This is a genomic window from Streptomyces sp. NPDC055099 (assembly GCF_053607685.1).
In genome coordinates this window covers 212321-237276 of record NZ_JBSGUA010000008.1, presented here as the reverse complement: position 1 = coordinate 237276, position 24956 = coordinate 212321, and the positions used below count along the sequence as shown (strand labels likewise).

General features: G+C 71.4%; 21 protein-coding genes. 13 read left to right on the top strand and 8 right to left on the bottom strand.

The features are described from left to right. Positions 1-228 precede the first annotated feature (228 nt). The 3 genes from ACWFRU_RS21535 to ACWFRU_RS21525 form a co-directional block, all read right to left on the bottom strand. Positions 229-1836, bottom strand: coding sequence for a transporter (locus ACWFRU_RS21535; protein WP_453689256.1), 1608 nt, complete (start codon positions 1834-1836; stop codon positions 229-231). Further along, a complete protein-coding gene (locus tag ACWFRU_RS21530) occupies positions 1833-2636 on the bottom strand; it encodes an ABC transporter ATP-binding protein (protein ID WP_453689254.1) in 804 nt (267 codons plus the stop codon). The genes ACWFRU_RS21535 and ACWFRU_RS21530 overlap by 4 nt, the downstream gene beginning before the upstream one ends. 119 nt (positions 2637-2755) lie before the next feature. Next, entirely contained in the window at positions 2756-3403 is a 648-nt protein-coding gene (locus tag ACWFRU_RS21525; protein WP_453689251.1) for a bifunctional DNA primase/polymerase, read from the bottom strand. Between the two features lie 298 nt (positions 3404-3701). Here ACWFRU_RS21525 and ACWFRU_RS21520 point away from each other — a divergent pair, with 298 nt between their 5' ends. Next, complete coding sequence (locus ACWFRU_RS21520; RefSeq protein WP_453689249.1) at positions 3702-5090, top strand: transcriptional regulator; 1389 nt, start codon at positions 3702-3704, stop codon at positions 5088-5090. Between the two features lie 266 nt (positions 5091-5356). Then, the gene (locus ACWFRU_RS21515; RefSeq protein WP_453689247.1) at positions 5357-7843 is read left to right on the top strand and encodes a hypothetical protein; all 2487 of its coding nucleotides are present in this window, start codon (positions 5357-5359) and stop codon (positions 7841-7843) included. Between the two features lie 73 nt (positions 7844-7916). Here the strand turns inward: ACWFRU_RS21515 and ACWFRU_RS21510 are convergent, their stop codons facing one another. Next, entirely contained in the window at positions 7917-9191 is a 1275-nt protein-coding gene (locus tag ACWFRU_RS21510; RefSeq protein ID WP_453689474.1) for an ABC transporter substrate-binding protein, read from the bottom strand. 117 nt (positions 9192-9308) lie between these two features. Here ACWFRU_RS21510 and ACWFRU_RS21505 point away from each other — a divergent pair, with 117 nt between their 5' ends. Together ACWFRU_RS21505 and purU are read left to right on the top strand one after the other, a co-directional pair. Beyond that, positions 9309-9812, top strand: coding sequence for an SCO4402 family protein (locus ACWFRU_RS21505; protein ID WP_453689245.1), 504 nt, complete (start codon positions 9309-9311; stop codon positions 9810-9812). Positions 9813-9943: 131 nt separating this feature from the next. Continuing rightward, on the top strand, positions 9944-10816 hold the full coding sequence (gene purU, locus ACWFRU_RS21500) for a formyltetrahydrofolate deformylase (protein ID WP_453689243.1): 873 nt from the start codon (positions 9944-9946) through the stop codon (positions 10814-10816). A gap of 36 nt (positions 10817-10852) precedes the next feature. Here the strand turns inward: purU and ACWFRU_RS21495 are convergent, their stop codons facing one another. Both ACWFRU_RS21495 and ACWFRU_RS21490 read right to left on the bottom strand, forming a co-directional pair. After that, positions 10853-12184, bottom strand: a complete 1332-nt coding sequence (locus tag ACWFRU_RS21495) for an MDMPI N domain containing protein (protein WP_453689241.1) — start codon at positions 12182-12184, stop codon at positions 10853-10855. Beyond that, the gene (locus tag ACWFRU_RS21490; protein WP_453689239.1) at positions 12181-12780 is read right to left on the bottom strand and encodes a sigma-70 family RNA polymerase sigma factor; all 600 of its coding nucleotides are present in this window, start codon (positions 12778-12780) and stop codon (positions 12181-12183) included. Before ACWFRU_RS21490 ends, ACWFRU_RS21495 begins: the two co-directional genes overlap by 4 nt. 245 nt (positions 12781-13025) lie before the next feature. Between ACWFRU_RS21490 and ACWFRU_RS21485 the strand changes: the two genes are divergently transcribed. Beyond that, positions 13026-13400: an STAS domain-containing protein gene (locus tag ACWFRU_RS21485; protein WP_453689238.1), complete on the top strand. Its 375-nt coding sequence runs from the start codon at positions 13026-13028 to the stop codon at positions 13398-13400. A gap of 205 nt (positions 13401-13605) precedes the next feature. Further along, on the top strand, positions 13606-14118 hold the full coding sequence (locus ACWFRU_RS21480; protein ID WP_365821405.1) for an EF-hand domain-containing protein: 513 nt from the start codon (positions 13606-13608) through the stop codon (positions 14116-14118). A 16-nt stretch (positions 14119-14134) separates the two neighbouring features. Here ACWFRU_RS21480 and ACWFRU_RS21475 read toward each other — a convergent pair whose 3' ends face one another. Then, a complete protein-coding gene (locus tag ACWFRU_RS21475) occupies positions 14135-15712 on the bottom strand; it encodes a class I adenylate-forming enzyme family protein (protein ID WP_453689236.1) in 1578 nt (525 codons plus the stop codon). A gap of 173 nt (positions 15713-15885) precedes the next feature. Between ACWFRU_RS21475 and ACWFRU_RS21470 the strand changes: the two genes are divergently transcribed. The 4 genes from ACWFRU_RS21470 to ACWFRU_RS21455 all read left to right on the top strand — a co-directional run bounded on the left by ACWFRU_RS21470 (position 15886) and on the right by ACWFRU_RS21455 (position 20163). Beyond that, positions 15886-17115 (top strand): amidohydrolase family protein, encoded by a 1230-nt coding sequence (locus ACWFRU_RS21470; RefSeq protein ID WP_453689234.1) that lies wholly within the window; start codon positions 15886-15888, stop codon positions 17113-17115. A 1-nt stretch (position 17116) separates the two neighbouring features. Then, positions 17117-18283: an acyl-CoA dehydrogenase gene (locus tag ACWFRU_RS21465; protein WP_453689232.1), complete on the top strand. Its 1167-nt coding sequence runs from the start codon at positions 17117-17119 to the stop codon at positions 18281-18283. An 8-nt stretch (positions 18284-18291) separates the two neighbouring features. Beyond that, complete coding sequence (locus ACWFRU_RS21460) at positions 18292-19218, top strand: acyl-CoA dehydrogenase family protein (protein WP_453689230.1); 927 nt, start codon at positions 18292-18294, stop codon at positions 19216-19218. A gap of 441 nt (positions 19219-19659) precedes the next feature. Beyond that, a complete protein-coding gene (locus ACWFRU_RS21455; protein ID WP_453689228.1) occupies positions 19660-20163 on the top strand; it encodes an ATP-binding protein in 504 nt (167 codons plus the stop codon). Positions 20164-20551: 388 nt separating this feature from the next. Here the strand turns inward: ACWFRU_RS21455 and ACWFRU_RS21450 are convergent, their stop codons facing one another. After that, positions 20552-21535 (bottom strand): cyclase family protein, encoded by a 984-nt coding sequence (locus ACWFRU_RS21450; protein WP_453689226.1) that lies wholly within the window; start codon positions 21533-21535, stop codon positions 20552-20554. Between the two features lie 84 nt (positions 21536-21619). On the opposite strand from ACWFRU_RS21450, the gene ACWFRU_RS21445 reads away from it, so the two are divergent. Genes ACWFRU_RS21445 through ACWFRU_RS21435 form a run of 3 tightly spaced genes read left to right on the top strand, consistent with a single transcriptional unit; the run spans position 21620 to position 24866 of the window. Then, a complete protein-coding gene (locus ACWFRU_RS21445; RefSeq protein WP_453689225.1) occupies positions 21620-22531 on the top strand; it encodes an SDR family NAD(P)-dependent oxidoreductase in 912 nt (303 codons plus the stop codon). Positions 22532-22548: 17 nt separating this feature from the next. Beyond that, entirely contained in the window at positions 22549-23799 is a 1251-nt protein-coding gene (locus ACWFRU_RS21440) for an acyl-CoA dehydrogenase family protein (protein WP_453689223.1), read from the top strand. Beyond that, on the top strand, positions 23796-24866 hold the full coding sequence (locus ACWFRU_RS21435; protein ID WP_453689222.1) for a Zn-dependent alcohol dehydrogenase: 1071 nt from the start codon (positions 23796-23798) through the stop codon (positions 24864-24866). Before ACWFRU_RS21440 ends, ACWFRU_RS21435 begins: the two co-directional genes overlap by 4 nt. Positions 24867-24956 lie beyond the last annotated feature (90 nt).

Below are 24956 nucleotides of genomic sequence, written 5' to 3'. Positions count from 1 at the left end.
GAAACCGGACGCGTGAGGTGACTGCGGGCTAGTGGCCCGTCGTCGCAACTCGATTTCGGCGCCGGACCAGCACGTGTGATGTGCGTGCGACCGGCCCAATCCCAAGCAGTCACCCGACCCGCGAGCCGCCGGTGAGTCCGGCCGGCTTCCCGCCGTCTCGTACGGCGGGGACCACGGCTCGCGGGTCGTCTGCGTCTCAGTACCCCGCGATGTCGCCCCTGTCGCCCCTCAGCCCTTGCTGACCGCCGTGAGGATCTCCGGCAGCCGCCTCGCCACCCTCGGTGCCGCGAGCCGCAGGCCGCAGTACGTGATCAGTGCTCCGTAGGCGCCGCCCAGCGGCAGCAGCACCCAGGACCAGGAGCTCTCGCCCGCGACGTGCAGCCAGATCGTGCCGGCGAGCACCGGGGCGCAGAGCAGGGCCGCGGCGACCATGCCGCCGAAGATGGAGATCCAGGCCAGGCCCGCCTGCCCGGGGGCCACGTTCTTGTAGCCCTCCTGCGGGATCGAGTAGGGGAAGCGCGCCGATGACCAGGCGCCCGTCGCGAGCATCGCGCCGAGCAGGGCGAAGGAGAGGCCGAGTCCCTCCGCCAGGCCGGTCCAGTCGCCGAGCACGGCCGCCGTGATGACCGTGACCAGCGTCGCGTACGGGAGGGTGATGACGAGGAGGGCCAGGGCGCGGGCGCGGATCTCGATGTACGCGTCGTGCGTCGAGGAGATCGTCATGGCGACCATCCAGAACGCCGAGGTGTCCTGGCCGAACTGGTTGTACATCAGGACGCCGAGCATCCCGGCCGCGAAGCACGCGAAGTAGATGGAGCCGGTGCCTTGCAGGGCGTTGAAGAGCGGCACGATGAGGCCGATGGCCAGGGAGGTCACCCAGGCCGCCTTCGTCTTGGGGTCGCGCCACACGTAGCGCAGGCTGCGTTCCATGACCGTGCCGGTGCGGCCGCCGGGGAGCAGGCGTCCCAGGCCGTGCGTCGCGCGGGCCTTGGTGGGCTCCGCCGCCGCGAGGGTCGAGCCGTCGGGGGTGGTCATGAGGCGGGTCAGGCTGCGTTGCCAGAGGGTGAGGAGGCCGGCGAGGGCCGCGGCGCTCAGGGCGAGTTGGGCGGCCCCGGTGGCGTACGAGCCCTCGCTGACGGAGTCGACGGCGCCGATCGCCGCCGCGGGCGGGACACAGCGCAGGACGTCCGCCGCCGGGTCGAGCTGTGAGAGTCCCGACGAACCGAGGCGCTGCGCGCCGAAGTTGACGACCTGCGCGCCGACCGCGATGAGCAGGCCGCTCAGGACGGCGAGATCGCGTCCCTTGCGGCTGGTCAGGAGGCGGATGTTGGCGGCGGCGACGGTGCGTGCGAGGGCCACGCAGATGAGCAGGGTGAGTGCGATGGCCAGGACGCCGGTGACGGCGGCCGTCGCGCCGTGAGCGAGCGCGATGACCGAGCCGAGGGCGAGGCAGAGGGTGAAGAGCGGGCCGATGCCGACCAGCGAGGCGACGAGGAGCGCGCGCACCAGCGGGCGGGGGCGCAGCGGCAGCATGACCAGGCGGGTGGGGTCGAGGGTCTCGTCGCCGCTGGGGAAGAACAGCGGCATCACGGCCCAGCCGAGCGCGAGCACGGCGGTGAGCAGGACGGCGACGGTGGCGGCGTGTTCGTTGCCGCGCAGGGCGATCAGGCCGAGGAGCTGGAGGGCTGCGACGAGGAGCGCGGCGACGACGGACGTGATGTAGGCGGCGCGGCGGCCGGTCGACTGGTGCAGGCCGTTGCGCAGGAGTGACAGCTTCAGGCGTACGAAGACCGGGGTGATGGAGGGGGTGGCCGCGGCCACGGGTGGCGTGCTCATCGGGTGCCGCCGCCCAGCCAGTCGAGGTGTGATCCGGTGTCGCGGCCGCCCGCGCCGACCAGTTCGAGGAACGCCTGCTGGAGCGAGGGGGAGTCGCCGCGCACGTCGGCGAGGGTGCCCTGGGCGCGGATGCGGCCGGCGGCCATCACGGCGACCCAGTCGCAGAGGGATTCGACGAGTTCCATGACGTGCGAGGAGAAGACGACGGTGGCGCCGGAGGCGGTGTAGCGCTCCAGGACGCCGCGGATGGTCTGTGCGGAGACGGGGTCGACGCCTTCGAAGGGTTCGTCGAGGAAGAGGGCCTCGGGGTTGTGGAGCAGGGCGGCGGCGAGGCCGATCTTCTTGCGCATGCCGGTCGAGTAGTCGACGACGAGTTTGTGCTGGGCGCCGGCGAGGTCGAGTACGTCCAGGAGCTGGGTGGCTCTCTTGTCGACCTCGTCGCCGGGGAGTCCGCGCAGGCGCCCGGTGTACGCGAGGAGTTCGCGTCCCGAGAGGCGTTCGAAGAGGCGCAGTCCTTCGGGGAGGACGCCGATGCGGGCCTTGACCTGGACGGGGTCGGTCCAGACGTCGTGGCCGACGACTTCGACCGTGCCCCGGTCGGGGCGAAGTAGGCCGGTCACCATCGAGAGGGTGGTGGTCTTGCCGGCGCCGTTCGGGCCGACGAGGCCGATGAACTTGCCCGCGGGCAGGGTGAGATCGATCCCGGCGACGGCGACCTGCTGGCCGAAGGCCTTCCACAGCCCTTGCACCCTTACCGCCGCGGGCGGTACTGCCTCGGTCACCTTGGTCACCTCGGTCACCGTGTCCGCCTTTCGTCGCCGTTTCCGCACGATACGTCGGGGGAAGCACAAACGCCGGACGGGAGCTGGAAAACCAGCCCGTCCGGCGTTCGCGCGCCCCCCCCGTGATGCCGGGTGTCCTACCGCCGCGCCTCGCGCCCGCACGCGTACGCGAGTGGCGAGATGATCTCCTCCGCGTCGGGGAGCCAGCGGTTGGCGGCGGTGGGGCGGCAGGCCCACTGCACGGCGCCGGTCGCGCCGAAGCGGGTCGGCGGCGCGGCGACGTAGGAACCCTCGCCGAGCGAGACCAGGTCGATCGCTGCGGGCGGCCAGCCCAGCTTGCGTACCAGGTCAGGGACCTTGGCGGTGGCGCCGGGAAGGACGAAGAACTGCATGCGGCGGTCGGGCGTACAGGTCACGGGGCCGAGCGTCAGTTCCATCCGCTCCATGCGGGCGAGCGCGAGGAACCCGGCCGTCTCGGGCACGTCGATGGCGTCGAACGTACGGCCTGTCGGCAGCAGGATGGATGACTTCGGCTGCTTGGACCAGAGCCGCCTCGCGACGGTGGCGCTGCCCGTCGCCTGTGTCGCCCAGTCCTCGCGCGCCGGGTGCGAACCGGGTGTCGTGCACGCGGTGTCACCGCACGAGCAGATCTCGGCTCCCTCGACGGACTCGAGCCACGTCCCGGGGAACACGTCCCAGTGGCGCTCTTCCGCGTATCGCACGGCCGTGTCCAGCAAGGATTCTCCGCGCTGCTTCGGGATGTGCGCGGCTGACGTGACTCCCATGGTCTCTTCCACGGACTTCTCAACTCCGCCCGACACCTACGGTTACGGCTGTCGCGTGCGCGGGGGCGGAGCATCGATCCTGCATGTGGGGCGCATGGGTGCACGGGCGGGGGCGCGCATGGGGAATGGGTTCCATGTGCGGGTAGCCAAGGCTGGGGCACTCCGAAGAAGCCCAGTTACCGACTTATGGTCCGTTTGTGGTGCATCTTCCGTTTGTCCCAAGGGCATTGATCATCTGGGGTGGCCGAATCCGGCCCCTCCGTCCAGATGAACCACGGTGCACATCAGGGGGTACGCCATGGCCGCAAGGCCGCTCGTCGCGCGGCAGCCCAACGAAAGGCTGCAGGCACTCATTCAGGAAGCGGGCTGCTCGAACGCGGGCCTGGCCCGCCGGGTCAACATGTGCGGCGCGGAGCACGGTCTCGATCTGCGCTACGACAAGACGTCGGTCGCCCGGTGGCTGCGCGGTCAGCAGCCGCGTGGCAGGGCGCCCGGCATCATCGCGGAGGCGCTCGGCCGCAAACTCGGCAGGACCGTCACGATCGACGAGATCGGCATGGCGAACGGCAAGAACCTCGCCTCCGGCGTCGGTCTGCAGTTCTCGCCCACCGTGCTCGGCGCCATCGAACAGGTCTGCGAGCTGTGGCGCAGTGACGTGGGGCGGCGGGACTTCCTGTCCGGCTCGTCCGTCGCCGCTTCCGCGCTCGTCGAGCCCAGCCGCGACTGGCTGATCTCGTCCCCGGACGCGCAGGTCGGCCGGATGGCCGGGCCGCGGGTCGGACTCTCCGACGTCGCGGCGGTGAAGGCCATGACGGAGGCGCTGACGCAGCTCGACCACCAGTACGGCAGCGGGCATGTGCGGCCGGTGGTCGTGCACTACCTGAACAGCGTGGTGTCGGGACTGCTCGCCGGTTCGTACCGCGAGGCGGTGGGACGCGAACTGTTCGCCGCCGTCGGGCGGTTGACGGAACTCGCCGGGTACATGGCGGTGGACACGGGCCAACCGGGCCTGGCCCAGCGCTATTACATCCAGGCGCTGCGCCTCGCGCAGGCGGCGGGCGACCGCGGGTACGGCGGCTACGTACTGGCAGCGTCCATGAGCCACCTCGCGGCCCAGCTCGGGAACCCGCGGGAGATCGCGCAGTTGGCGCGGGCGGCCCAGGAGGGGACGCGCGGGCGGGTCACCCCGCGCGCGGAGGCCATGTTCTACGCCGCCGAGGCCAGGGGCCACGCGCTGCTCGGCGACGGGCGCTCGACGCAGGTCGTCGCGGGCCGTGCGGTCGAGGCGATGGACCGGGCGTCCACGGAGGCGGAATCGGGCGACGACCCGGTATGGATCAAACACTTCGACCACGCTTACCTGGCCGACGAACTCGCGCACTGCCACCGCGACTTGGGGCAGGCGGACGCGGCGGCGCGCAGTGCCGAGGAGTCCCTCGCGGGGCATCCGGAGACACGGGCGCGGCGGCGGGCGATCGGCCTGGTCCTGCTCGCCACGGCGCAGGTGCAGCGGCGTGACATCGAGCAGGCGTGCCACACGGGTCTGAAGGCGGTCGAACTGCTCGGCACGTTGCGGTCCAACCGCGGTGCCGAGTATCTGGAGGACTTCCAGCAGCGGCTCGATCCTTACCGCGAGGAGCCGGTGGTAAGGGAGTTCGGGGCGCGGATGGACATCCAGGCGGCGTGAGGGAGCGCGGGATCGGGTGCGTGAAGGGTTTGTGACGTGTGTCGCGCTCCGGTGAACGTCGCCCGTCCCGGCCCTTTCCGCCCCGTGAACGGCAACTCCTGTGCGCGTTCGGAACTCCCTGGTGACGTAATCAGCGTTTCGAGGAGAGCTTTTGTTACTTCCGCGATTGATGCGGTCGCGGAGGTTTGAGCTGCGTGGCAGACGGCTGTGGCGACCCGGTAGCGTGAGCCGACGGTTCCGTAGGTCCCCCATTCGTAGGAGTCCCGGTGACGCAGCAAGGCGGGCAGGGTGCCGCTTCCTCCGATCCGCATTCCGCGGACCGGCACGCGCACGAAGGCATCGTGCTGCCTGCCGACGGAAGCGAGCCCCTGATGCCCGGCACCACCGGCGACCACGTGGCCCCCGCGGGCGGCAGCCCCTGGGGCCAGCCGTGGGGCCCGGCCCCGGCCACCCCACCCCCCGGCACGGGCCACCCCTGGGACTCCCACCAGCAACAGCACGGCACCCCTTCGCCCGCGGAGGGCGCCCAGCACCAGGACTATGGCCAGCAGGCTTCGTACGGCGGTCAGGCGCAGGGCGGGTCGTACGGCGGCCAGGCTCCGGGCGGGGCTTACGGCGGGACGTACGGCGGTCAGGGGCAGGGTGGTCAGGCCCCCGGCGGTACGTACGGCGGTCAGGTTGCGGACGGCGCCTACGGGGGCCAGCCGCAGGGCGGCTCTTACGGCTCGGCGCAGGGCGCGGGCGCACCGTATGGGGGGCAGTCCCAGGGTGGTCAGCACGCGGCTCAGTCGCAGGGTGAGTACAACGCCGGGCAGCTTCAGGGCGGCCAGCAGGCAGGGCAGTCGCACGGCGGTCTGCACGCGGGTCAGCCCCAGGGCGGCCAGCACGCGGCTCAGTCGCAGGGTGAGTACAACGCCGGGCAGCTTCAGGGCGGCCAGCCCGTAAGCCACACGCAGGGCGGCCAGCACGCGGGCCAGTCGCAGGGCGGTCTGCACGCGGGGCAGTCCCAGGGGGGCCAAGCGGCTCAGTCGCAGGGCGGGCAGTACGCGGGTCAGCCCCAGGGGGGCCAAGCGGCTCAGTCGCAGGGCGGTCAGCACGCGGGTCAGCCCCAGGCGGGCCACGCGACTAAGTCGCACGGCGGGCAGCATGCAGGCCAGCCCCAGAGCGGTCAGCACGCAGGCCAGCCCCAGAGCGGTCAGCACGCGGCCCAGTCGCACGGCGGCCAGCACGCAGGACAGCCCCAGAGCGGTCAGCACGCGGCCCAGTCGCACGGCGGCCAGCACGCAGGACAGCCCCAGAGCGGTCAGCACGCGGCCCAGTCGCCGGGTGGCGCGCACGCGAGACCGGCGGCAGGTGGCGCCCACGCCGGCCAGTCCGCCGACGCCTCGTACCCCGGCCAGTCGCCCGACGCCTCCTACCCCGGCCAGTCCGCCGACGCCTCGTACCCCGGGCAGTCGGGTCAGCCGCTTCCCCAGGCCGGGCAGGCCGGGGGAGCCGGCCAGTTTTCGCCCGCCGCGGAGGCGAATCAGCTTCCGCCCGCCGCGCAGGCGAACCCGCTTCCGCCCGCCGCTCAGGCAGGGCAGCTTCCCTCCGGTGGCTCCGGTGGCGCACCCCTGCCGCCCGTCGCGGGCGGCCTCGCGCCGCTCGCGCCCGCCGGTGCGGGTGACGCGGACGCGACGCAGTACATACCCGCGACGCCCGCCGCAGGCACAGGCGCCGGTGCAGGCATCGATGAAGGCGCCACCCAGTACATACCCCCCGTCGCCCCCGGCGCCCTGCCGCCCGAGGCGCCCGTAGGGGAGGCCACGCAGTTCCTGGGGCGCACACCGATGCCCCCGGCGGCCGGTTCCGACAACGAGCCCACGCAGTTCATCGCCCCCGTGCCCGCCGAGCCCGGCAAGGCCCCCTTCGGGATACGGCCCGGCGCCCCGGGCGACCGGCAGCCGCCCGCCGAGTTCGACAGCCTCTTCCGCACCGAGGCTCCGGAAGACGAAGGCCCCGCCTCCACCCAGCAGATGCCCCGCTTCGAGGCGCCGCAGCCCGCGGGCCACGGCCAGGGCGGCGACGGCGGGGGCCGGGCCGCACGCCGCGCCGCCGCCGCGGCCCCCGCGTCACGCGGCGGAGGCCGCACCGGCTCGAAGGTGCCGCTCTTCGCGGCCGTCGGAGTCGTCATCGCGCTGGTCGGCGTCGGAGCGGGCGCCCTCCTCAGCGGCGGTGGCGGTGACGAGGAGAAGGACAGCCCGCAGACCGTCTCCGAGTCCGCGCCCGCCGACGACAAACCCTCGCCCTCCGTCGACCCCGCCAAGGAGCAGGCCGTCGCCCTGGACAAGCTCCTGGCCGACAGCAACAACAGCCGCGACTCGGTGATCGCCGCCGTACGCAACGTAGGAAAGTGCACCGACCTCGCCCAGTCGGCCACGGACCTGCGCAACGCGGCCAAGCAGCGCAACGGCCTGGTCACACGGCTCTCGCAGCTCTCCGTGGACAAGCTCCCGGCCAACGCCCAGCTCACGGCCTCCCTCACCAAGGCGTGGAAGGCGTCCGCCGCTGCCGACAACCACTACGCCGCCTGGGCGGGCCAGGTCGCGGGCAAGAAGGGCTGCAAGAAGGGCCACGCCCGCACGACGCCGCAGGCGGTCGCCGCGAACAAGTCGAGCGGCGAGGCGACCACGGCCAAGCAGGAAGCGGCCGGGCTGTGGAACGCCATCGCCAAGCAGTACGGCCTCACCACGCGCGACAAGTCGCAGCTCTAAAGCGGCAGAGCGGCAGAGCGGCAGAGCGGCGACGAGGCCCGAAGCGAGGCCGGTAGCTAGGCCGGGGAGCGGGTTACGTGACCTGCTCCAGGGTCTTGGAGACGTTCACGAAGCCCTTGCGCGCCGGCACGAGGCGGCCGTCGCGCACCATCTGGAACGTGACGTCGGCGTTGACCAGGCGCGGGAAGTCGCTGGCCGCGAGCATGTCCTTGAAGCGCCAGCTCAAGGTGGGCGTGAGCCCGCCCGTCTCCACCTTGAGCCCCTCGTCGAGGGCCCGCCGCAGCGTCCGCGAGGAGACCTCGCCGCCCTCCAGTGACTCGACGGTCTGCTTCAGGACGGTGTAGGCGATCCACGTCGTCTGCACGCCCGCGTCCGTCGGGTCGACCCGGTTGTCGCCGAACGCCTGCTGGCGGATGACCTCGCGCATGTCGTCCCAGCGGGGATCGCTGGCGGCCGGGTACCAGCCGGTGAGGTAGGCGCCCTCGTACGGCCCGTTGCCGCCGCCCGTGCGGTCGACGAGGGACTGGTCGACGCTGCCCAGCACGGAGGAGATCTTCGCGGGCGGGTACGCGTCCGAGGTGCGCCGGTAGGAGTCGTAGAACGTGTCGGTGCGCTCGCCGAGCGCCGCTGTCACACAGCCGCCGGTGCCCGCGCGCTCCAGCGCCTGCTCGGCCTGCGCGGTGAAGTCGGTGCCGTCCTCGGGCGCCCGTATGTCGGCGGCGGGCTTGTGGCGGCCCTCGGAGAGACCCGCGTCCAGGAGACCGGGAAGGTCGTCGCCGGCGATCGTGTCGGGGCGTACGAGGGAGACGCGCTCGCAGCGGGCGGCGAGCTGACGGCCGTTGCCCGCCATGAGCGCCGGTTCGCCGCCGTTGACGGGGTACGACAGGGGGCTGCTGAACTCCTCGTCGGTGACGCCGTACCCGCCGATGTAGGGGATGCCGGCGACTTCGAGGGGGGAGAGGAAGGAGCGGCCGTGCTGGCTGTAGGAGCCGACGACGGCCGCGACCTCCTTGTCGACGGCCTTGCGGGCGCAGTCGGCGGCGCCCACCGGGTCGTTGTGGTCGTTGCAGGTGATGACCTTGAGCTCGCGGCCGTCGAGGCCGCCGTTCGCGTTGACCCAGCGCGCGTAGGCCTGCGCCATCGCGGGGATTCCGGGCTTGTTCGTGGCCTTGGTCTTCTCGGGGGCCCAGGTCATGACGGTCACCGGGTCTTCCCTGGATCCCCCCGTGGAACCAGGGATGACCCCGCACGCGGTGGTCAGGGACGCACCCGCCGCCACCAAAGCGGTCGCGGTGAGGATTGCGGTCTTGGAGGGGCGGGGGAGCAAGGTGCGTCGCGAGACGGGCATGGTCATGCACGATTCCGCCGCAGTGCCAACCATGGAGTGACGCGTTCTCAACGCATGGTGACAAGAAGGTGAATGACAGGGGCCGATTCGGCTGCGTCGAGGGGGAACGTACGATCGATGACCGTGCAAGGTTCGGAGAACTCTTCCCGTCGCGGCCGTCGCTCAAGCACCATGGGCGGCATGCCAACGAACGACATGCCATGGTGGCGCTGGCGCAGCAACGTGCGCTCGGCTCTTCACATGCTCTCCGACCCGGGGTTCCAGCGTGAGTGCTGGCTCGCCGGGCGCGAGGAGTACGGGGACGTGACCGACGCCGTGTACCGCCTGGTCGAGGACACGTGGCTCGACAACTGGTCCGCCGAGAAGTACGTCGGGACGATCTTCCGCGACGCGGAGGAGGCGGCCCTGGTCGACACCGCGGTGCTGCGGGTCCTGCGGATCATGCACGAGGTGGGGCCGGACGCGCTGGTGTCCGCCTATCTCGACCACCCGGGGTGGCCGGAGGCGGTCCGCGCCGCGCGCGAGGCCCATGTGCGGCTTGCCGTCAGTGACGGGGAGGACCCAGACGAGGCTCCCCGGACGCTCGAGGTGCTGCGCATCCTGACCCGGTCGGCGACCTGACCCGGTCGGCGAGCTAGACGCTTCCCCGTCCGGGCACGAACCTTTCTCCCGTGCGGGGGCTTGGATCTTTCTCCGTCCGGGGCATGGACCGTGGTCCCGTGGGGTGCCCTGATTGTGGGAACCTTGGGCGCATGAACGAGAAGGTCCCCGCCCCCGCTGAGCAGTACGTCCTCACCCTCTCCTGCCCGGACAAGCAGGGCATCGTGCACGCCGTGTCGAGTTATCTCTTCATGACCGGCTGCAACATCGAGGACAGCCAGCAGTTCGGTGACCACGACACCGGGCTCTTCTTCATGCGCGTCCACTTCTCGGCGGAGCCGCCGGTGACGGTCGAGAAGCTGCGGGCGAGTTTCGCCGCGATCGGTGACTCCTTCCACATGGACTGGCAGGTGCACCGCGCCGACGACAAGATGCGCGTCGTCCTGCTCGTGTCGAAGTTCGGGCACTGCCTGAACGACCTCCTCTTCCGCTCGCGCATCGGCGCGCTGCCGGTCGAGATCGCCGCGGTCGTCTCGAACCACACGGACTTCGCGGAGCTCGTCGCCTCGTACGACCTCCCCTTCCACCACGTCCCGGTGACGAAGGAGAACAAGGCGCAGGCCGAGGCGCAGATCCTGGAGCTCGTGCGTGCTCAGGACGTGGAGCTCGTCGTCCTGGCCCGCTACATGCAGGTCCTCTCGGACGACTTCTGCAAGCAGCTCAGCGGCCGGATCATCAACATCCACCACTCCTTCCTGCCGAGCTTCAAGGGCGCGAAGCCGTACCATCAGGCGCACGCGCGCGGTGTGAAGCTGATCGGTGCGACCGCGCACTATGTGACGGCGGACCTCGACGAGGGCCCGATCATCGAGCAGGAGGTCGAGCGCGTCGGCCACGACGTCACGCCGAACCAACTGGTCGCGATCGGCCGTGACGTGGAGTGCCAGGCGCTCGCGCGCGCCGTGAAGTGGCACGCCGAGCGCAGGATTCTGCTCAACGGTCACCGCACGGTCGTCTTCGCCTGATCGCGGCGGTCACCGCTTACGGGCCCCGCTCGGGACTCACATCCGGCTCAGTGACGCCGCCGCGAACAGCACGTCCCTGATCGCCTGGCGGTCCCCGACCTGACCCGCTGCCGCCTCCTCCGGAGACACGTGGCCCGCGGCAAGGCGGCAGAACTCGACACCGTCCAGTGCGACATGGGCGACCTCGCGGTCCGCCGACGCACTGGCGCCGGGTGAGTCGAGCGGAATGAACCATTCTCCGCCGCCCATGCCCTCGACCTCCAGGCGCAGGCTACGGCCCGGGGCGCCCGCCGCCACCAGACCGTGCGCCGGGGCGGCGAGCCCCGAGCGGCGGCGCTCGGCGAGCGTGCCGGGGAGCAGCCGGGCGGCGAGGTCGATCATGCGGTGCAGATGGCGCGGCGACGGCGGCTCGTACGGATAGTCGACCGCCTCCGCGATGTCATCGGCGTGGATCCAGCACTCGAAGGCGCGGTCCAGCATGGAGTCCCGCAGCGGCAGCTCGACGCGGCGGCCCTGGTCGTCCGGGGCGCTGTAGGGGACGGAGAGGCCGCCGGAGCCGGAGCCGTGCGAGCCTCCCGCCGTGAAGGACACCGTGCGGATCAGCTCGTGGGACTGCTCGCGCCAGGGGCCGCGCACCGCGCGCGTGGGCGGGAAGTACGAGGCGCGCCAGTACGCCTCGGTGCGGTGGCCCGGGTCGGACCGCGCCGGCGCCTCCCTGCCGAGCGGGTCGTCGAGGCCGAGGGCCAGTGCGACCAGGCCGTCGACGGCGAGGAGGTGGGCGATCACCCCGGCCACCGTCGTCTTGCGGCTGACCGGCTGGTCCTCGTCGAACCACCGCAGGCGCACCGGAGCGTGCCACTCCGAGTCGCCGATGTCCCTCAGGAGCGCGTCGAGGCGGGCGGTCTCGGCGTCGTACGGAATGGCCCACTCGGGGACCGGGATACGGGGCGGGCGCCGCCCGAGGCAGTTCTCGATGACGCGGTTGCGCAGGCCCGGGTCGAGATCGAGGCTCTCCTCCTGATGCAGCAGGCCCACGGCGTCGCGCAGCCGCAGCGCCTCCTCCGCGCAGGGGCCGCAGTGCCCCAGGTGCACCTCGACGGCGAGGGCTTCCTCGACGGAGCAGGCGGCGAGCGCCCAGGCCCCGAGCAGGGACTTCAGGACCCGGTGGTCGAGAGCGAGCGGAGGGTCGGGCAGGGGGTGTCCCGTGTCCTCTATGGAGGCGCGGGGCAGCGGTATGCGGGGCGGCCGCCGGGCGTCCCCGTCACCGGAACCGTCCGGGCCGCCGGGGCCGCCGGGGCCATCCGTACCCCCGCCGCTCTCCGGGAGGTCCGGTTCCTCGATGGGGTCCTGCCGGTCGGGCCCCTTCACAGCGCTCTCCCGTACCCGGGGCGGGTCCCCGGTGAGGGGTGCGGCTCCGCGGGGCCCGCCGCGTCGTTCGCCGTGGAGAGAAGCTGCAGGCCCAGGCGGAGGCGGCGGCGCGCCTCGTCCTCCGTCACGCCGAGGTCGGCCGCCGTCTGGCGGTAGTCGCGCCGCTGGAAGTAGGCGAGCTCCAGGGCGGCCCGCAGCGGGGCGGGCATGGCCGTGACGATGTAGTCCGCGCGGGCGGCGGCCGAGGCGCGGCGGACCTTGCGTTCCAGGTCCTCCGCGGTTCCTTCCCCGCCGCGGGCCAGGGCCGCGGACTCGGTCTGGCGCAGCCGCCGGACGGCCCGCTGGTGGGTGAGCGTGGCGACCCAGGAGCGCAGGGGGCCCTGCTTCGGGTCGTACGCGTCGGGGTTCTCCCAGATGTGGGCGAAGACCTCGCGGGTTATGCGGTCGGCGGCGTCCTCGTCACCGAGCACGCGGTGGGCGAGGCCGTGCACGAGCGAGGCGAAGTGGTCGTACAGCTCGCCGAGCGCGGCTGCCTCCCCGTGCGCCAGCCGCTGCTGCATGCGGCGGTCCCAGCGGCGCGGCGCGTCCTTCGCCATGCGGCCCCCTCTGCGCGTGCCGTTCCTTGTCCGTCCCGAAACCCTCTGTCGAATGTAGTCGCCACCACCGACAACGCACTCCCTTTGAGGCAAAGTACGCAAGCTCCCGGCCTCGGATGATAGGAGGCGGTGTCCCTGGTGTTTCATGGAGAGGAGCTGGGGCAGCCGCGACGTAGGAAGCGTAGGAAAGGCTTCCGCATCGGCGAGCTACGAGCGAGCGGTATCAGCGAGCGAGAGGCGTGCGAGTGACGCTGCAGGTGGCCGTGGACGACCAGGACGGCTGGGCCGTCCTGCGGGTGTCCGGCGAGATGGACCTGGTGACCTCGCCTGTCGTGCGCCAGCGCGTGCACGACGCCGTGGCCGACGGCCGGCACAGCCTCGTCCTGGACCTCTCCGACGTGCTGTTCTGCGATTCCAGCGGCGTCGGCGTGCTGATCGCCACGCGCCGCCTGTTCCGCTCCTGCCAGGGCCGGCTGCGCCTGATACTGCCCGCGAAGGGCGCCGAGGACGGCTCCCACGTGAACCGCGTCCTCGCGGCCCTCGGCGTACGCAGGCTCTTCGAGGTCTTCCCGGACGTGACCGCCGCGGTGGACGACGAGGCGATCCCCCTCTCCGCGTGAGACCGCTCCCCGCGCGGGACCCGGGTGGACCCAAAAGATCACCGAGGCCGGGCTCCTGGTACAACCTCTCTTGTCCCGGTCTTGGCACAAGCGTCGGCTTCCGGCCTCCGGGCGGTCGCCGAACACGTACGCTCGCTGCCAGACACACCCAGGGGACCCCCTGTGCACACGCACCCAACCGCAGAAGTGAGGCGGCCCGAACACCATGGACAGTGCCGAGTACGAGCGTAAGATCGCGGCCCGTTTCGCCAGCTTTGATCAGGACGGCAACGGCTACATCTCCCGTGAGGACTTCAGCACGGCGACCGCCGCCCTGCTCAGCGAGTTCGGCGCGACGGCACGCTCCGAGAAGGGGCAGGCCCTCTACATCGGGGCCGAGGCCTTCTGGCAGGGCATGGCCGGGATCGCCGACCGTGACGGTGACCAGCGGATCACCAAGCCGGAGTTCGTGGGCGGCGCGGTCAAGCGTCTGCGCGACAACCCCGCCCGGTTCGCGGAGATCGCGCGGCCGTTCCTGGACGCCGTGATCTCGGTCGCGGACGGCGACGCCGACGGCGCGGTCAGCCCGCAGGAGGTCGAGCGCGTGCTCAAGGCCCTCGGTGTCCCGGCGGACGTCGCGAGCGCCGCGGGCGGCTCGCTCGACACCGACGGGGACGGGCGTGTGACGGAGGAAGAGATCGTCGCGGCGTTCTCGGCGTACTTCACCGTCCCTGAGTGAGAGGCGCTCGCGCGCACTAGCCCTGTGTGAACCGCTCCCTCAGCTTGTACTTGAGCACCTTGCGCAGCGTCTCGTTGCGGGGGAGGGCCTCCACCAGCTCCAGTTGCTCCGGCAGCTTGTACGTGGAGAGTCCTTCCCCGCGCAGATACGCCGTCAGGGAGTCGAGCGTCAGGGCCTCGTGGCCCCCCGGGCGCCGCTCGATCACCGCGCAGACCCGCTCGCCCCGTTCGGGGTCCGGGAGGCCGATCACCGCCGCGTCACCGACGGCCGGATGCCGGTGCAGCAGGTCCTCGATCTCCTTCGCGGAGATGTTCTCGCCCTTGCGGATGATGATGTCCTTGGCCCGCCCGGTGAGGACCAGGTGCCCGGTCGGCCGTACGTGGCCCAGGTCGCCGGTGATCAGGAAGCCTTCCGCGTCGAAGACTCCCGCGCTCTGTTCGGGGTCCAGGTAGCCCTGGCAGACGGCCTCCCCGCGCAGCCGCACTTCGCCGTCGACCCCGGCGGGTACCTCCTTGCCCTCGGCGTCCGTGATCCGGATCTCCATGCCCTCCGGGGGCTTCCCCTCCGTCGTGGCCAGGTTCTCCGCGGTGTCGTCCGGCGCGCCCATGGTGATCATCGGCACCTCGGTCATGCCGTACCCGTGGGTCAGTTGGCAGCCCATCTCGCGTACGACCGCGTGATAGATCTCCGGCGGCTTCGGCGCACCGCCGCCCGCCAGGAGGCGCAGAGTGGGGATGACCTTCGCGCCGGGTGCCAGCTTGCGCTGCTCGGCGAGGAACATCGAGTAGAACGCGGTCGAGCCGCCCGCCACCGTCACGCCATGCCGCCGGTAGCCGTCGAGCGCGTCGGGCAGCGCGAAGGTCTCGAACATCACCGCGGGGAACCCGTACAGGAGCAGCATCACCGTGTAGTCGGGGCCCGCGATGTGCGCGAAGGGGAACGCCATCGAGCCGACGTCGTCCGCCGAGAGGTGCAGCGCATGCGCGAGGCACGAGCCGCCCGCTATCAGTGAACGGTCCGTGTGCAGCACGCCCTTGGGGTCGGACGTCGTGCCCGACGTCCAGTAGATCCAGCGCACCGTCGTGCCGTCCGAGGGCGGCGGGGGCAGGGTGGACGGGTCGCCGTCGGGCAGGTCGTCGTCCGCGTACGCCTCGAAGACGCCCCGCGCGCCGAGCCGCCGCGCCATCTCGGTGTGGTCGAAGCCCCGCCACACGCCCGGCACGGCGAAGAACTCCGCCTTCGACTCCCGTAGCGCGAAGCCGACTTCGCGGTCGCGGTAGAAGGGGATGACCGGTGACTGGACGGCGCCGATGCGGGCGAGCGCGAAGGAGAGCAGGGCGGTCTCGATGCGGGTGGGCAGCTGCCAGGCCACCACGGTGCCGGGGCGCACGCCCCTCGCGTGGAGGCCCGCGGCCATCCGTTCGGCGCGGTCGCGCAGCTCGCCGAAGGTCAGGGTCCGGTCGTCGGCGGGGTCGGGCGCGGCCTGGATGAGGACGGGCGCGTCGGGGGTGAGGCGGGCGCGGTGCTCGATGAGTTCCCAGAGGGTGCGGGATGCCCCCAGCTCGTACGCGGTCTCGTTCTCCGAGGTCCTCATGCGATCCCCTCACGGCAGCACCTGAACTGACGGCCAGTCAGATCGTGCCGAGAGCGTAAGCCTCACCGCCTTGTCGGTCCAGGGGTGCGCGGCTAGCCTGCTTTCTGACGGGTCATCAGATAGCCCGGAGGGACCGGAGAGATGACCGGAGGCCCCTTGAAAGGCAGGACACCATGACCGAGCTTCCCCGGATCGTCAGCGTCGACGACCACGTGATCGAGCCGCCGCATCTCTTCGACACCTGGCTGCCCGCCCGATACCGCGACCGCGGCCCCAAGCCCCTCACCGCCGGCATCGGCGAACTCGCGTACGTGGCGGGCAAGTACCAGATCACGATGGACCCGGACGGCCCTCCCACCGACTGGTGGATCTACGAGGACCTCAAGTTCCCGTACAAGCGGAACATCGCGGCGGTCGGCTTCGACCGCGACGACATGACCCTTGAGGGGATCACCCGGGCCGAGATGCGCCGCGGCTGCTGGGACCCGGCCGAACGCCTCAAGGACATGGACCTGAACCACGTCGAGGCGTCCCTCTGCTTCCCCACCTTCCCCCGGTTCTGCGGCCAGACCTTCGCCGAGGCACACGACAAGGAGGTCGCCCTGGCCTGCGTGCGCGCCTACAACGACTGGATGGTCGAGGAGTGGTGCGGCGACAGCGGCGGCCGCCTCATCCCGCTCTGCATCATCCCCCTGTGGGACATCGACCTCGCCGTCGCCGAGATCAAGCGGAATGCCGCGCGGGGCGTCAGGGCCGTCACCTTCTCCGAGATCCCCACCTATCTGGGACTGCCCTCGATCCACTCCGGCTACTGGGACCCGTTCTTCGCGATCTGCCAGGAGACCGGCACCGTCGTCAACATGCACATCGGGTCGAGCTCCCAGATGCCCGCCGCCTCCCCGGACGCCCCGCCCGCCGTCCAGGCCGCGCTGTCCTTCAACAACGCGATGGCCTCCATGATGGACTTCCTCTTCAGCGGGGTTCTGGTCAAGTTCCCCACCCTCAAACTCGCCTACAGCGAGGGCCAGATGGGCTGGATCCCGTACGCCCTCGAACGCGCCGACGACGTATGGGAGGAGCACCGCGCCTGGGGCGGCGTCCGCGACCTGATCCCCGAGCCCCCCTCCACGTACTACTACCGGCAGATGTTCTGCTGCTTCTTCCGCGACAAGCACGGCGTCGCCTCCCTCGACGTCGTCGGCCGCGACAACGCCACCTTCGAGACCGACTATCCGCACGTCGACTCGACCTTCCCGCACACCAAGGAAGTCGCCCTCGACCACGTCAAGGGCCTCGACGACGAGACGATCTACAAGCTGATGCGCGGCAACGCCATCCGCATGCTCGGCCTCGACCTGGACCGCGACCTCAACCGCGACCTGGACCAGGGCAAGCGGGCCTGACGTGGACCTCACCTACACCGAGGAGGAGGAATCCTTCCGGGCGGGCCTGCGCGCATGGCTCGCCCGCACCCTTCCCCAACTCCCGCCGCGCCCCGACCCGTTGGACTGGCCGGGACGCCGGGCCTACGACATGGGATGGCAGCGCAGGCTGTACGACGCCGGATACGCGGGCCTGCACTGGCCCGTCGACGCGGGCGGCCGAGGAGCCACCCCCACCCAGCACCTGATCTTCCTGGAGGAGACCGAGAAGGCGGGCGCGCCCTACGTGGGCGCGAACTTCGTCGGCCTGCTGCACGCGGGCCCCACCATCGCCTCCGAAGGGACCGCCGAACAGCGGGCCCGGTGGCTGCCGCCCGTCCTGCGCGGCGACGAGGTGTGGTGCCAGGGCTTCAGCGAACCCGACGCGGGCTCCGACCTCGCGTCGCTGCGCACGCGCGCGTGGCGCGACGGCGACCACTACGTGGTGAGCGGCTCCAAGATCTGGACCTCGCACGCGGAGGTCGCCGACTGGTGCGAGCTCCTCGTGCGCACGACACCGGTGAGCGAAGGCGTGCCCAAGCACCGCGGCATCTCCTGGCTCGCGATGCCGATGGACGCCCCCGGCATCACCGTCCGCCCCCTGCGCACGCTCGCCGGATCGACCGAGTTCGCCGAGGTGTTCCTCGACGAGGTGCGGGTGCCGGTCGCCAACCGGGTCGGCGCCGAGAACGACGGCTGGCGCGTGACGATGGTGACGCTCTCCTACGAACGGGGGACGGCCTTCGTGGGGGAGGTCGTCGCCTGCCGCCGGGTCCTCGGCGACCTCGCCCGCGAGGCCCGCAAGAACGGCCGCTGGGACGACGCGGTGCTCCGGCGCAGGCTCGGCAGGCTCAGCGCCGAGTTCGGGGCGCTGTGGCGGCTCACGCAGTGGAACGTCAGCGAGTCGCAGCGGGCCGGGACCGGAGTGCCGGGCATCGGCGGCTCCGTCTTCAAGCTGCGCTACTCACACGCACGCCAGGAGCTGTACGAAACGGCCGGCGAGGTCCTCGGCCCCGGCGCGCTGGACCTCGGCCACGAGTGGACCCTGGACCGGCTCTCCTCCCTCTCGTACACGATCGCCGCCGGGACCTCGCAGATCCAGCAGAACATCGTGGCCGAGCGGATACTCGGCCTCCCGAAGGGGCGGTGAGGGCACGCGTGGACTTCCAACTCACGGAGGATCAGATCGCGTTGCGGGACGGGGTGCGCGACGTCCTGGAGGGGCGGTTCGACCGGGCCGCGCTGCGGGAGGCCGCGGACTCCGGGACGCCCACGCTGGACCGGGCCCTGTGGCGGGAGCTCGGCGACGCCGGGTTCTTCTCGCTGCGGGTGCCGGAGGCACAGGGCGGGGTCGGACTCGGACTTCCGGAAGCGGTCCTGGCGTTCGAGGAGGCGGGGCGCGCGCTGCTCCCCGGGCCGCTGGTGGCCACGTTCCTCGCGGCGCCCGGCGTACCGGGAGCAGCCCAGGGAACGACCGTGGTGACAGCCGTGTCCGGCGGCCTCGTCCCCTGGCTCGACGAGGCGGACGTGGTCCACGGCGACGCCTCCGGAGCCCTGCCGCTGCGGTCGGTCGACCCGCTGACACCGCTGCACCGGGTGCCGGGCGAACGGACGGAGGGCGCGAAGGCCTCCGAAGCGTCCGAAGCCTCCGAAGCGTCCGTAGCCTCCGTAGCCTCCGAAGCCTCGGAGGCCGACCTGCTGCTCGCGGCGGAACAGCTCGGCAGTGCGGGCAGGACCTGCGATATGGCAGTCCGTTATGCACGTGAACGTACCCAATTCGGCCGCTCCATCGGGTCCTTCCAGGCCGTCAAGCACCTCTGCGCGCAGATGCTCGTCCGCACCGAGATTGCCCGCGCCGCCGTGTACGCGGCGTCAGTGACCGGTGACGCGGCGGAGATCGCGGCGGCCAAGCTGCTCGCCGACGACGCGGCGGTGCGCGGCGCGCGCGACTGCCTCCAGGTGCACGGCGGGATGGGCTTCACCTGGGAGGCCGACGTGCACCTGCATCTGAAGCGGGCCTGGGTGCGGGCCGGCCTCGGGCAGTCGGCCGCCCGCGCCGAGGAGGAGCTCGCGGCGGCCCTGTGAGCCCCACAGGAGCGCGCAATGATCGACTTGTGCGGTCCGCGAAGGGGGAGGAGGCTACTGAGCGTCGATACCGGAGCGTCGATACCGGGTTGTGTCCTATGCGTGACTCGTCACGGCATGGAGTCGGGCTTCCGCTCCGGTACCTTGTGTCAGATGCGAGTGGTTCTGAGGTCGAGCCATGCCGGTGCTGCCCCCGAGGCGGCGCCGGAGCCGGCAATGCATGCCGCTCGCAGTGCAGGAAGGGGCTGTATGCCCGCCTGTTCGACCCCCCGCAGCGCGCGTCGCACAGTATGCCGCACGCGTACTCCTTCGCGCTGGAATATGCCTGAAGCGCTTGTTGGGGTGACTGAACGTCAACCATGCTGTCTCTCAAGGGGATCACGTTCCGTGACCCTGTGGAGTCGCGAGGCGATGTGTCCGCCGGTTCGGATGGTGTGAGCGGTGCAGGTGCTTCAAGTTCAGCTGGAGGTCAGGCCCGATCCCGCAGAGGTGGGGCGGGCCCGAAGGTGGGCGCGTTCGCGGCTCGCCGGTTCCGGGATAGGGGCCGACGAGCCACTGGCCGAGACGCTGATCCTGCTGATCTCGGAGCTGGTCACCAACGCGGTGGTGCACACGGGCTGTCCGGCCGTGCTGCGCATGCGGCTCCCCGACGTCCCGGACGTGCCCGACGAAGCCGCGGAGGCGGGAGCGGGCACGGCGGCGGGGACGGTCAGGGTCGAGGTCGCCGACGCCAGCGCGCGTCCGCCCAAGCAGCGGCACGCCGACGGTGACGCCACCAACGGCCGGGGCCTGGAACTCGTCGACGGCCTCGCCGACCGCTGGGGCTGGCAGGCCGAAGGTGCGGGAAAGAGCATCTGGTGCGAGGTGGACCGGTGCGAGCCGGGCGTCGCGGCGGTCGCGTTCGACGGGACGACCTACGAAGACGTGGCGTACGAGGCGGTCTGAGCCCCGCTTGACGGTCCGGAGCCTCCTGTCGGTCCCAGCGGGCTGTGTGGCGGCCCCGGGCGCCCGCATGCGCCGTCGCGTGCCACGATGCGCGGCCGTGCGCGTCCCGTACATAAGCGGCATAATTCATTAATCACCGGACGGGTGTTGACGTACCGTGTCCGATTGATCACGCTTGTGTGCAGCGATTCGCCGCGAGGGGACGTCGAGGGACGGTGACCTGTGACCCGGACCTCGGCGAGATGTGGGTCGCCGTCGGCGTCGGTCCCTTCGTGGCCGAGTAGGGCAGGACCAGGGCGCCGGAGCCGGATGGCGGCGCGCGGCATCGCGCTCGGGGCGGGAGCCGGGGCGCCGCCATCCGAAGGCTCACGACTCGCTCACGGCACGCTCACAGCACCGCGACCGGCGCGACGGGCGTCCCCGTGCCGCCGACGAACGGCTCGGGCATCGCCGAGAGAAGGAAGCTGTAGCGGGAAACTTCTGCACAGGCTGTGGACAACTTTTCCAGATTCCAGTTCTGGCCCTGCAGCATCCCCATCTCCACCAGGTCGAGCGCGTGTACGGGCAGCCACAGGTTCTCGATCTCCGGCGGGAAGATCTCGAAGGTGAGGGTGTCGTTGGCGACCGCCGCGACATCACGCGCGTGGAACCACTCCGGGGTGCGCACCGAGAGGCCGGGGGACGGGTACCCGTACGCGTGCTTGTCGCCCGCCAGATACGTCTGGATCTGCCCGGTGCGTACGAGGACGATGTCACCGGCACGCACGGTGAGCCCCGCGAACTCCTCGGCCTCCGCGAGATCTTCGGGGGTGACCGCGTGATCGCCGGGCAGCCGGTCCACACCCTTGGCGCGGGCGACATCGAGCAGCACACCGCGCGAGACGAGGTGCGGCACCTTGTCGATACCGCTGAACTGCGCGCGGGTGTGGGCGGTGATGGTGTCCGCCGGGCGGCCGTTGTAGATCTTTCCCGAGTGCGACACGTGGGTGAGCGCGTCCCAGTGGGTGGCCGCCTGCAGCCCCATCGTGACGACGTCGTCGCTGGTGGCGACCGTGCCGGGGCCGAAGAGCTCCTGGTTGATCTGCACCATCGCGTGCAGGGGGTTGGCCCGGCCGGGTATCAGGCCCGTCTGGACGCCGTCCTCCTTGAGGGGCAGCGCGAGCGCGACCCGGCGGCCGGTGCGGATGGACGCGGCGGCCTCGCGGACGACGTCGTCGGTGATGAGGTTGAGCGTGCCGATCTCGTCGTCCGTGCCCCAACGGCCCCAGTTGTTCACGCGTTTGGCGATGTCGAAGAACTCGGGCGGCAGGGCTGATCCGGTCGGTTGCGCGGCGTCTGTGGATGCCGGGCCGGTGGGTGCCGAGTCTGACATGGGTACTCCCCGGGTCTTGTCTTCGGGTATCTGACGGGTCATAGAATCTAACGGTCCGTCAGAAACCGCGGGAAGGGGCCGGACGTGGGGAACTTCTTGGCAGGCAAGGTGGTGGCCGTGACCGGTGCCGGGCGCGGCATCGGCAGAGCGGTCGCGCTCGCCGCCGCGGCCGAGGGGGCGAAGGTCGTCGTCAACGACTACGGCGTCTCCATGGAGGGCGCGGAACCGACCAGTGAGATAGCCGACGGCGTGGTCAAGGAGATCCAAGCGGCGGGCGGCGAGGCCGTGGCCGTCGCCGACGACATCTCCACCATGGCGGGCGGGCAGCGGATCGTCGACATCGCGCTCGCCGAGTACGGGCGCATCGACGGCGTGGTCTGCGTGGCCGGAATCCTGCGCGAGCGGATGCTGTTCAACATGTCCGAGCAGGAGTGGGACCCGGTGGTCGCCACGCACCTGAAGGGCACGTTCACCGTCTTCAGGGCCGCGTCGGCGGTCATGCGCAAGCAGGGCACGGGCACGCTGATCGGCTTCACCAGCGGCAACCACCAGGGTTCCGTCGCGCAGGCCAACTACAGCGCGGCCAAGGGCGGCATCATCTCGCTGGTGCGCAGCGCGGCCCTCGGCCTGAACAAGTACGGCGTGACGGCGAACGCGGTGGCTCCCGTCGCGCGCACACGGATGTCCGCCAACGTCCCCATGGAGCTCAAGGAGATCGGGGAGCCGGAGGATGTGGCCGCGCTGGTCACGTATCTGCTGAGCGAGCGGGCCCGGCAGGAGAAGATCACCGGGCAGGTCTACACGGTGGCCGGACCGAAGATCGCCGTATGGGCCCAGCCCCGTGAGCTGCGTGCCGGGTATGTCGAGGGCGGCTGGACCCCGGAGAAGATCGCCGACTTCCTGCCGGGGACGGTGGGGGTCGACCCGATGCCGATGCTGGCCCAGCTGGAGGCGATGGCGAAGGCCGCGGCCGCCAAAGACCGGCCGAACGCGTAGGCCGGGCGGGCCGGGCGGTGGAGTTCGGATTCGGGCCGCGGGACGAGGAGTTCCGGGCGGAGGCACGGGCGTGGCTCGAGGAGCACCTGACGGGGGTGTTCGCCGGGGCGGCGGGGAGCGGCGGGCCCGGCAGCGAGCATGAGGGGGCGACGGAAAGGCGGGCCTGGGAGCGGGAGTTGGGGCGGGGTGGGTGGATCGGCCTTGGGTGGGACAGCGGTGCGGGCGATGGGGATGGTGCGGGCGCGGGGCCCGGTCTCGGTGCGTACGGGAATCGGCGGGCGACGCTGACCCAGCAGGTCGTCTGGGCCGAGGAGTACGCGCGCGTGCGGGCGCCGGGGCGCTATGGCCACATCGGCGAGAACCTGCTTGCCCCCACCCTCCTCGCGTACGGCACACAGGAGCAGCGGGACGAGTTCCTGCCGCCCATCGCGCGCGGCGAGGCGCTGTGGTGCCAGGGCTACAGCGAGCCCGGGGCCGGCTCGGACCTGGCGGGGCTGCGGACCTCGGCGGTGCGGGACGGTGAGGTGTACCGCGTCACCGGGCAGAAGATCTGGACCTCCCTCGCGCACGAGGCGGACTGGTGCTTCGTGCTCGCGCGGACGGAGGCGGGGTCCGTCGGGCACCAGGGGATTTCCTTCCTGCTCCTGCCGATGGACCAGCCGGGGCGCGTCGAGGTGCGCCCCATACGGCAGTTGACGGGAACGAGCGAGTTCAACGAGGTCTTCTTCGACGGGGCGGTCGCACGTGCCTCGCACGTGGTGGGCGGCCCCGGCAACGGGTGGCGCGTGGCCATGGGACTGCTCGGCTTCGAGCGGGGTGTCTCCACGCTCGTGCAGCAGATCGGCTTCGCGGAGGAACTGGGCGGCGTCGTCCGGGAGGCCGTCGCGAGCGGCGCCGTCGACGACCCCGTGCTGCGGGACCGTCTCGTACGGCAGTGGGCGGAGTTGCGCGTCATGCGGTGGAACGCGCTGCTTACGTTGGGGAGTTCGGGCGGTGGCGGCAGTCAGGCCGGGGCGGGAGCGCCGAGTGTGGCCAAGCTGCTGTGGGGCGGGTGGCATCAGCGCCTGGGTGAGCTGGCCATGGCGGTGCGGGGCGCCGCGGGGGCGGTCGGCCCAGGGGACTGGAGCGAGTCCGACCCCTACGAACTCGACGCGCTGCAACGGCTTTTCCTCTTCACGCGGGCCGACACCATCTACGGCGGCTCGGACGAGATTCAGCGGAACATCATCGCCGAGCGCGTGCTCGGCCTGCCGAGGGAGTCGCGATGAGGGGTGTCGTTTTCGACAGGAGCAGGGCCGAGGGAAGCAGGGTCGAGGTCGTCGACGACCTGGAGATACGGGACCCGGGGCCGGGTGAGGTACTGGTCGCCGTCAAGGCCGCGGGCCTGTGTCACAGCGACCTCTCCGTGATCGACGGAACCATCCCCTTCCCCTCGCCGGTGGTGCTCGGGCACGAAGGGGCGGGGGTGGTGGAGGCGGTCGGCGCGGGGGTGACCCATGTGGCGGCCGGTGACCATGTGGCGCTGTCGACCATCGCGAGCTGCGGGGCGTGCGGGGAGTGCAACCGGGGGCGGCCGACCATGTGCCGGCGCGCGATCGGGATGCCGGACCAGCCGTTCTCGCGGGGCGGCGAGCCCATCTACCAGTTCGCCGCGAACTCCGCGTTCGCGGAACGCACGGTGGTGAAGGCCGTGCAGGCGGTGAAGATCCCGGCGGGCATTCCGCTGACGTCGGCCGCGCTGATCGGCTGCGGGGTGGTGACGGGGGTCGGCGCCGTGCTCAACCGGGCGAAGGTCGACCGGGGGGACAGCGTCGTGGTGATCGGTACCGGCGGCATCGGCCTGAACGTGCTGCAGGGGGCGAGGATCGCCGGTGCGACGCGGATCGTGGCGGTCGACGCGAACCCCGGGAAGGAGCCGGTGGCACGGCAGTTCGGCGCGACGCACTTCTTCTCGTCGGCGGACGCGGAGGGGGTCAAGGAGTTGCTGCCGACCGGTGCGGACCACGTCTTCGAGTGCGTGGGCCGGGTCGAGCTGATCCGGCAGGCGATCGACCTCCTGGACCGGCACGGCCAGGCGATCCTCCTTGGGGTGCCGCCGGCCACGGCCGAGGCGTCGTTCCTGGTGTCGTCCCTGTTCCTGGACAAGTCGATCCTGGGCTGCCGCTACGGCTCGGCCCGCCCGCAACGGGACTTCGCCCTGTACGCGGAGCTTTACCGGGCGGGACGCCTGCTCCTCGATGAACTGGTGACGGAGACGTACCCGGTGGAGGACTTCGCGAAGGCGGTGGGGGACGCGGAGGCGGGGCGGGTGGCGAGGGGGGTGCTGACGTTTTGAGAGGGGGTTGGTCTTTGCGTGCAGGAGAGGTCTGTTAGTTGGGGTCTGTTAGTTGGGGTCTGTTCGTTCGGGTGGTGCTGCGGGGTGATC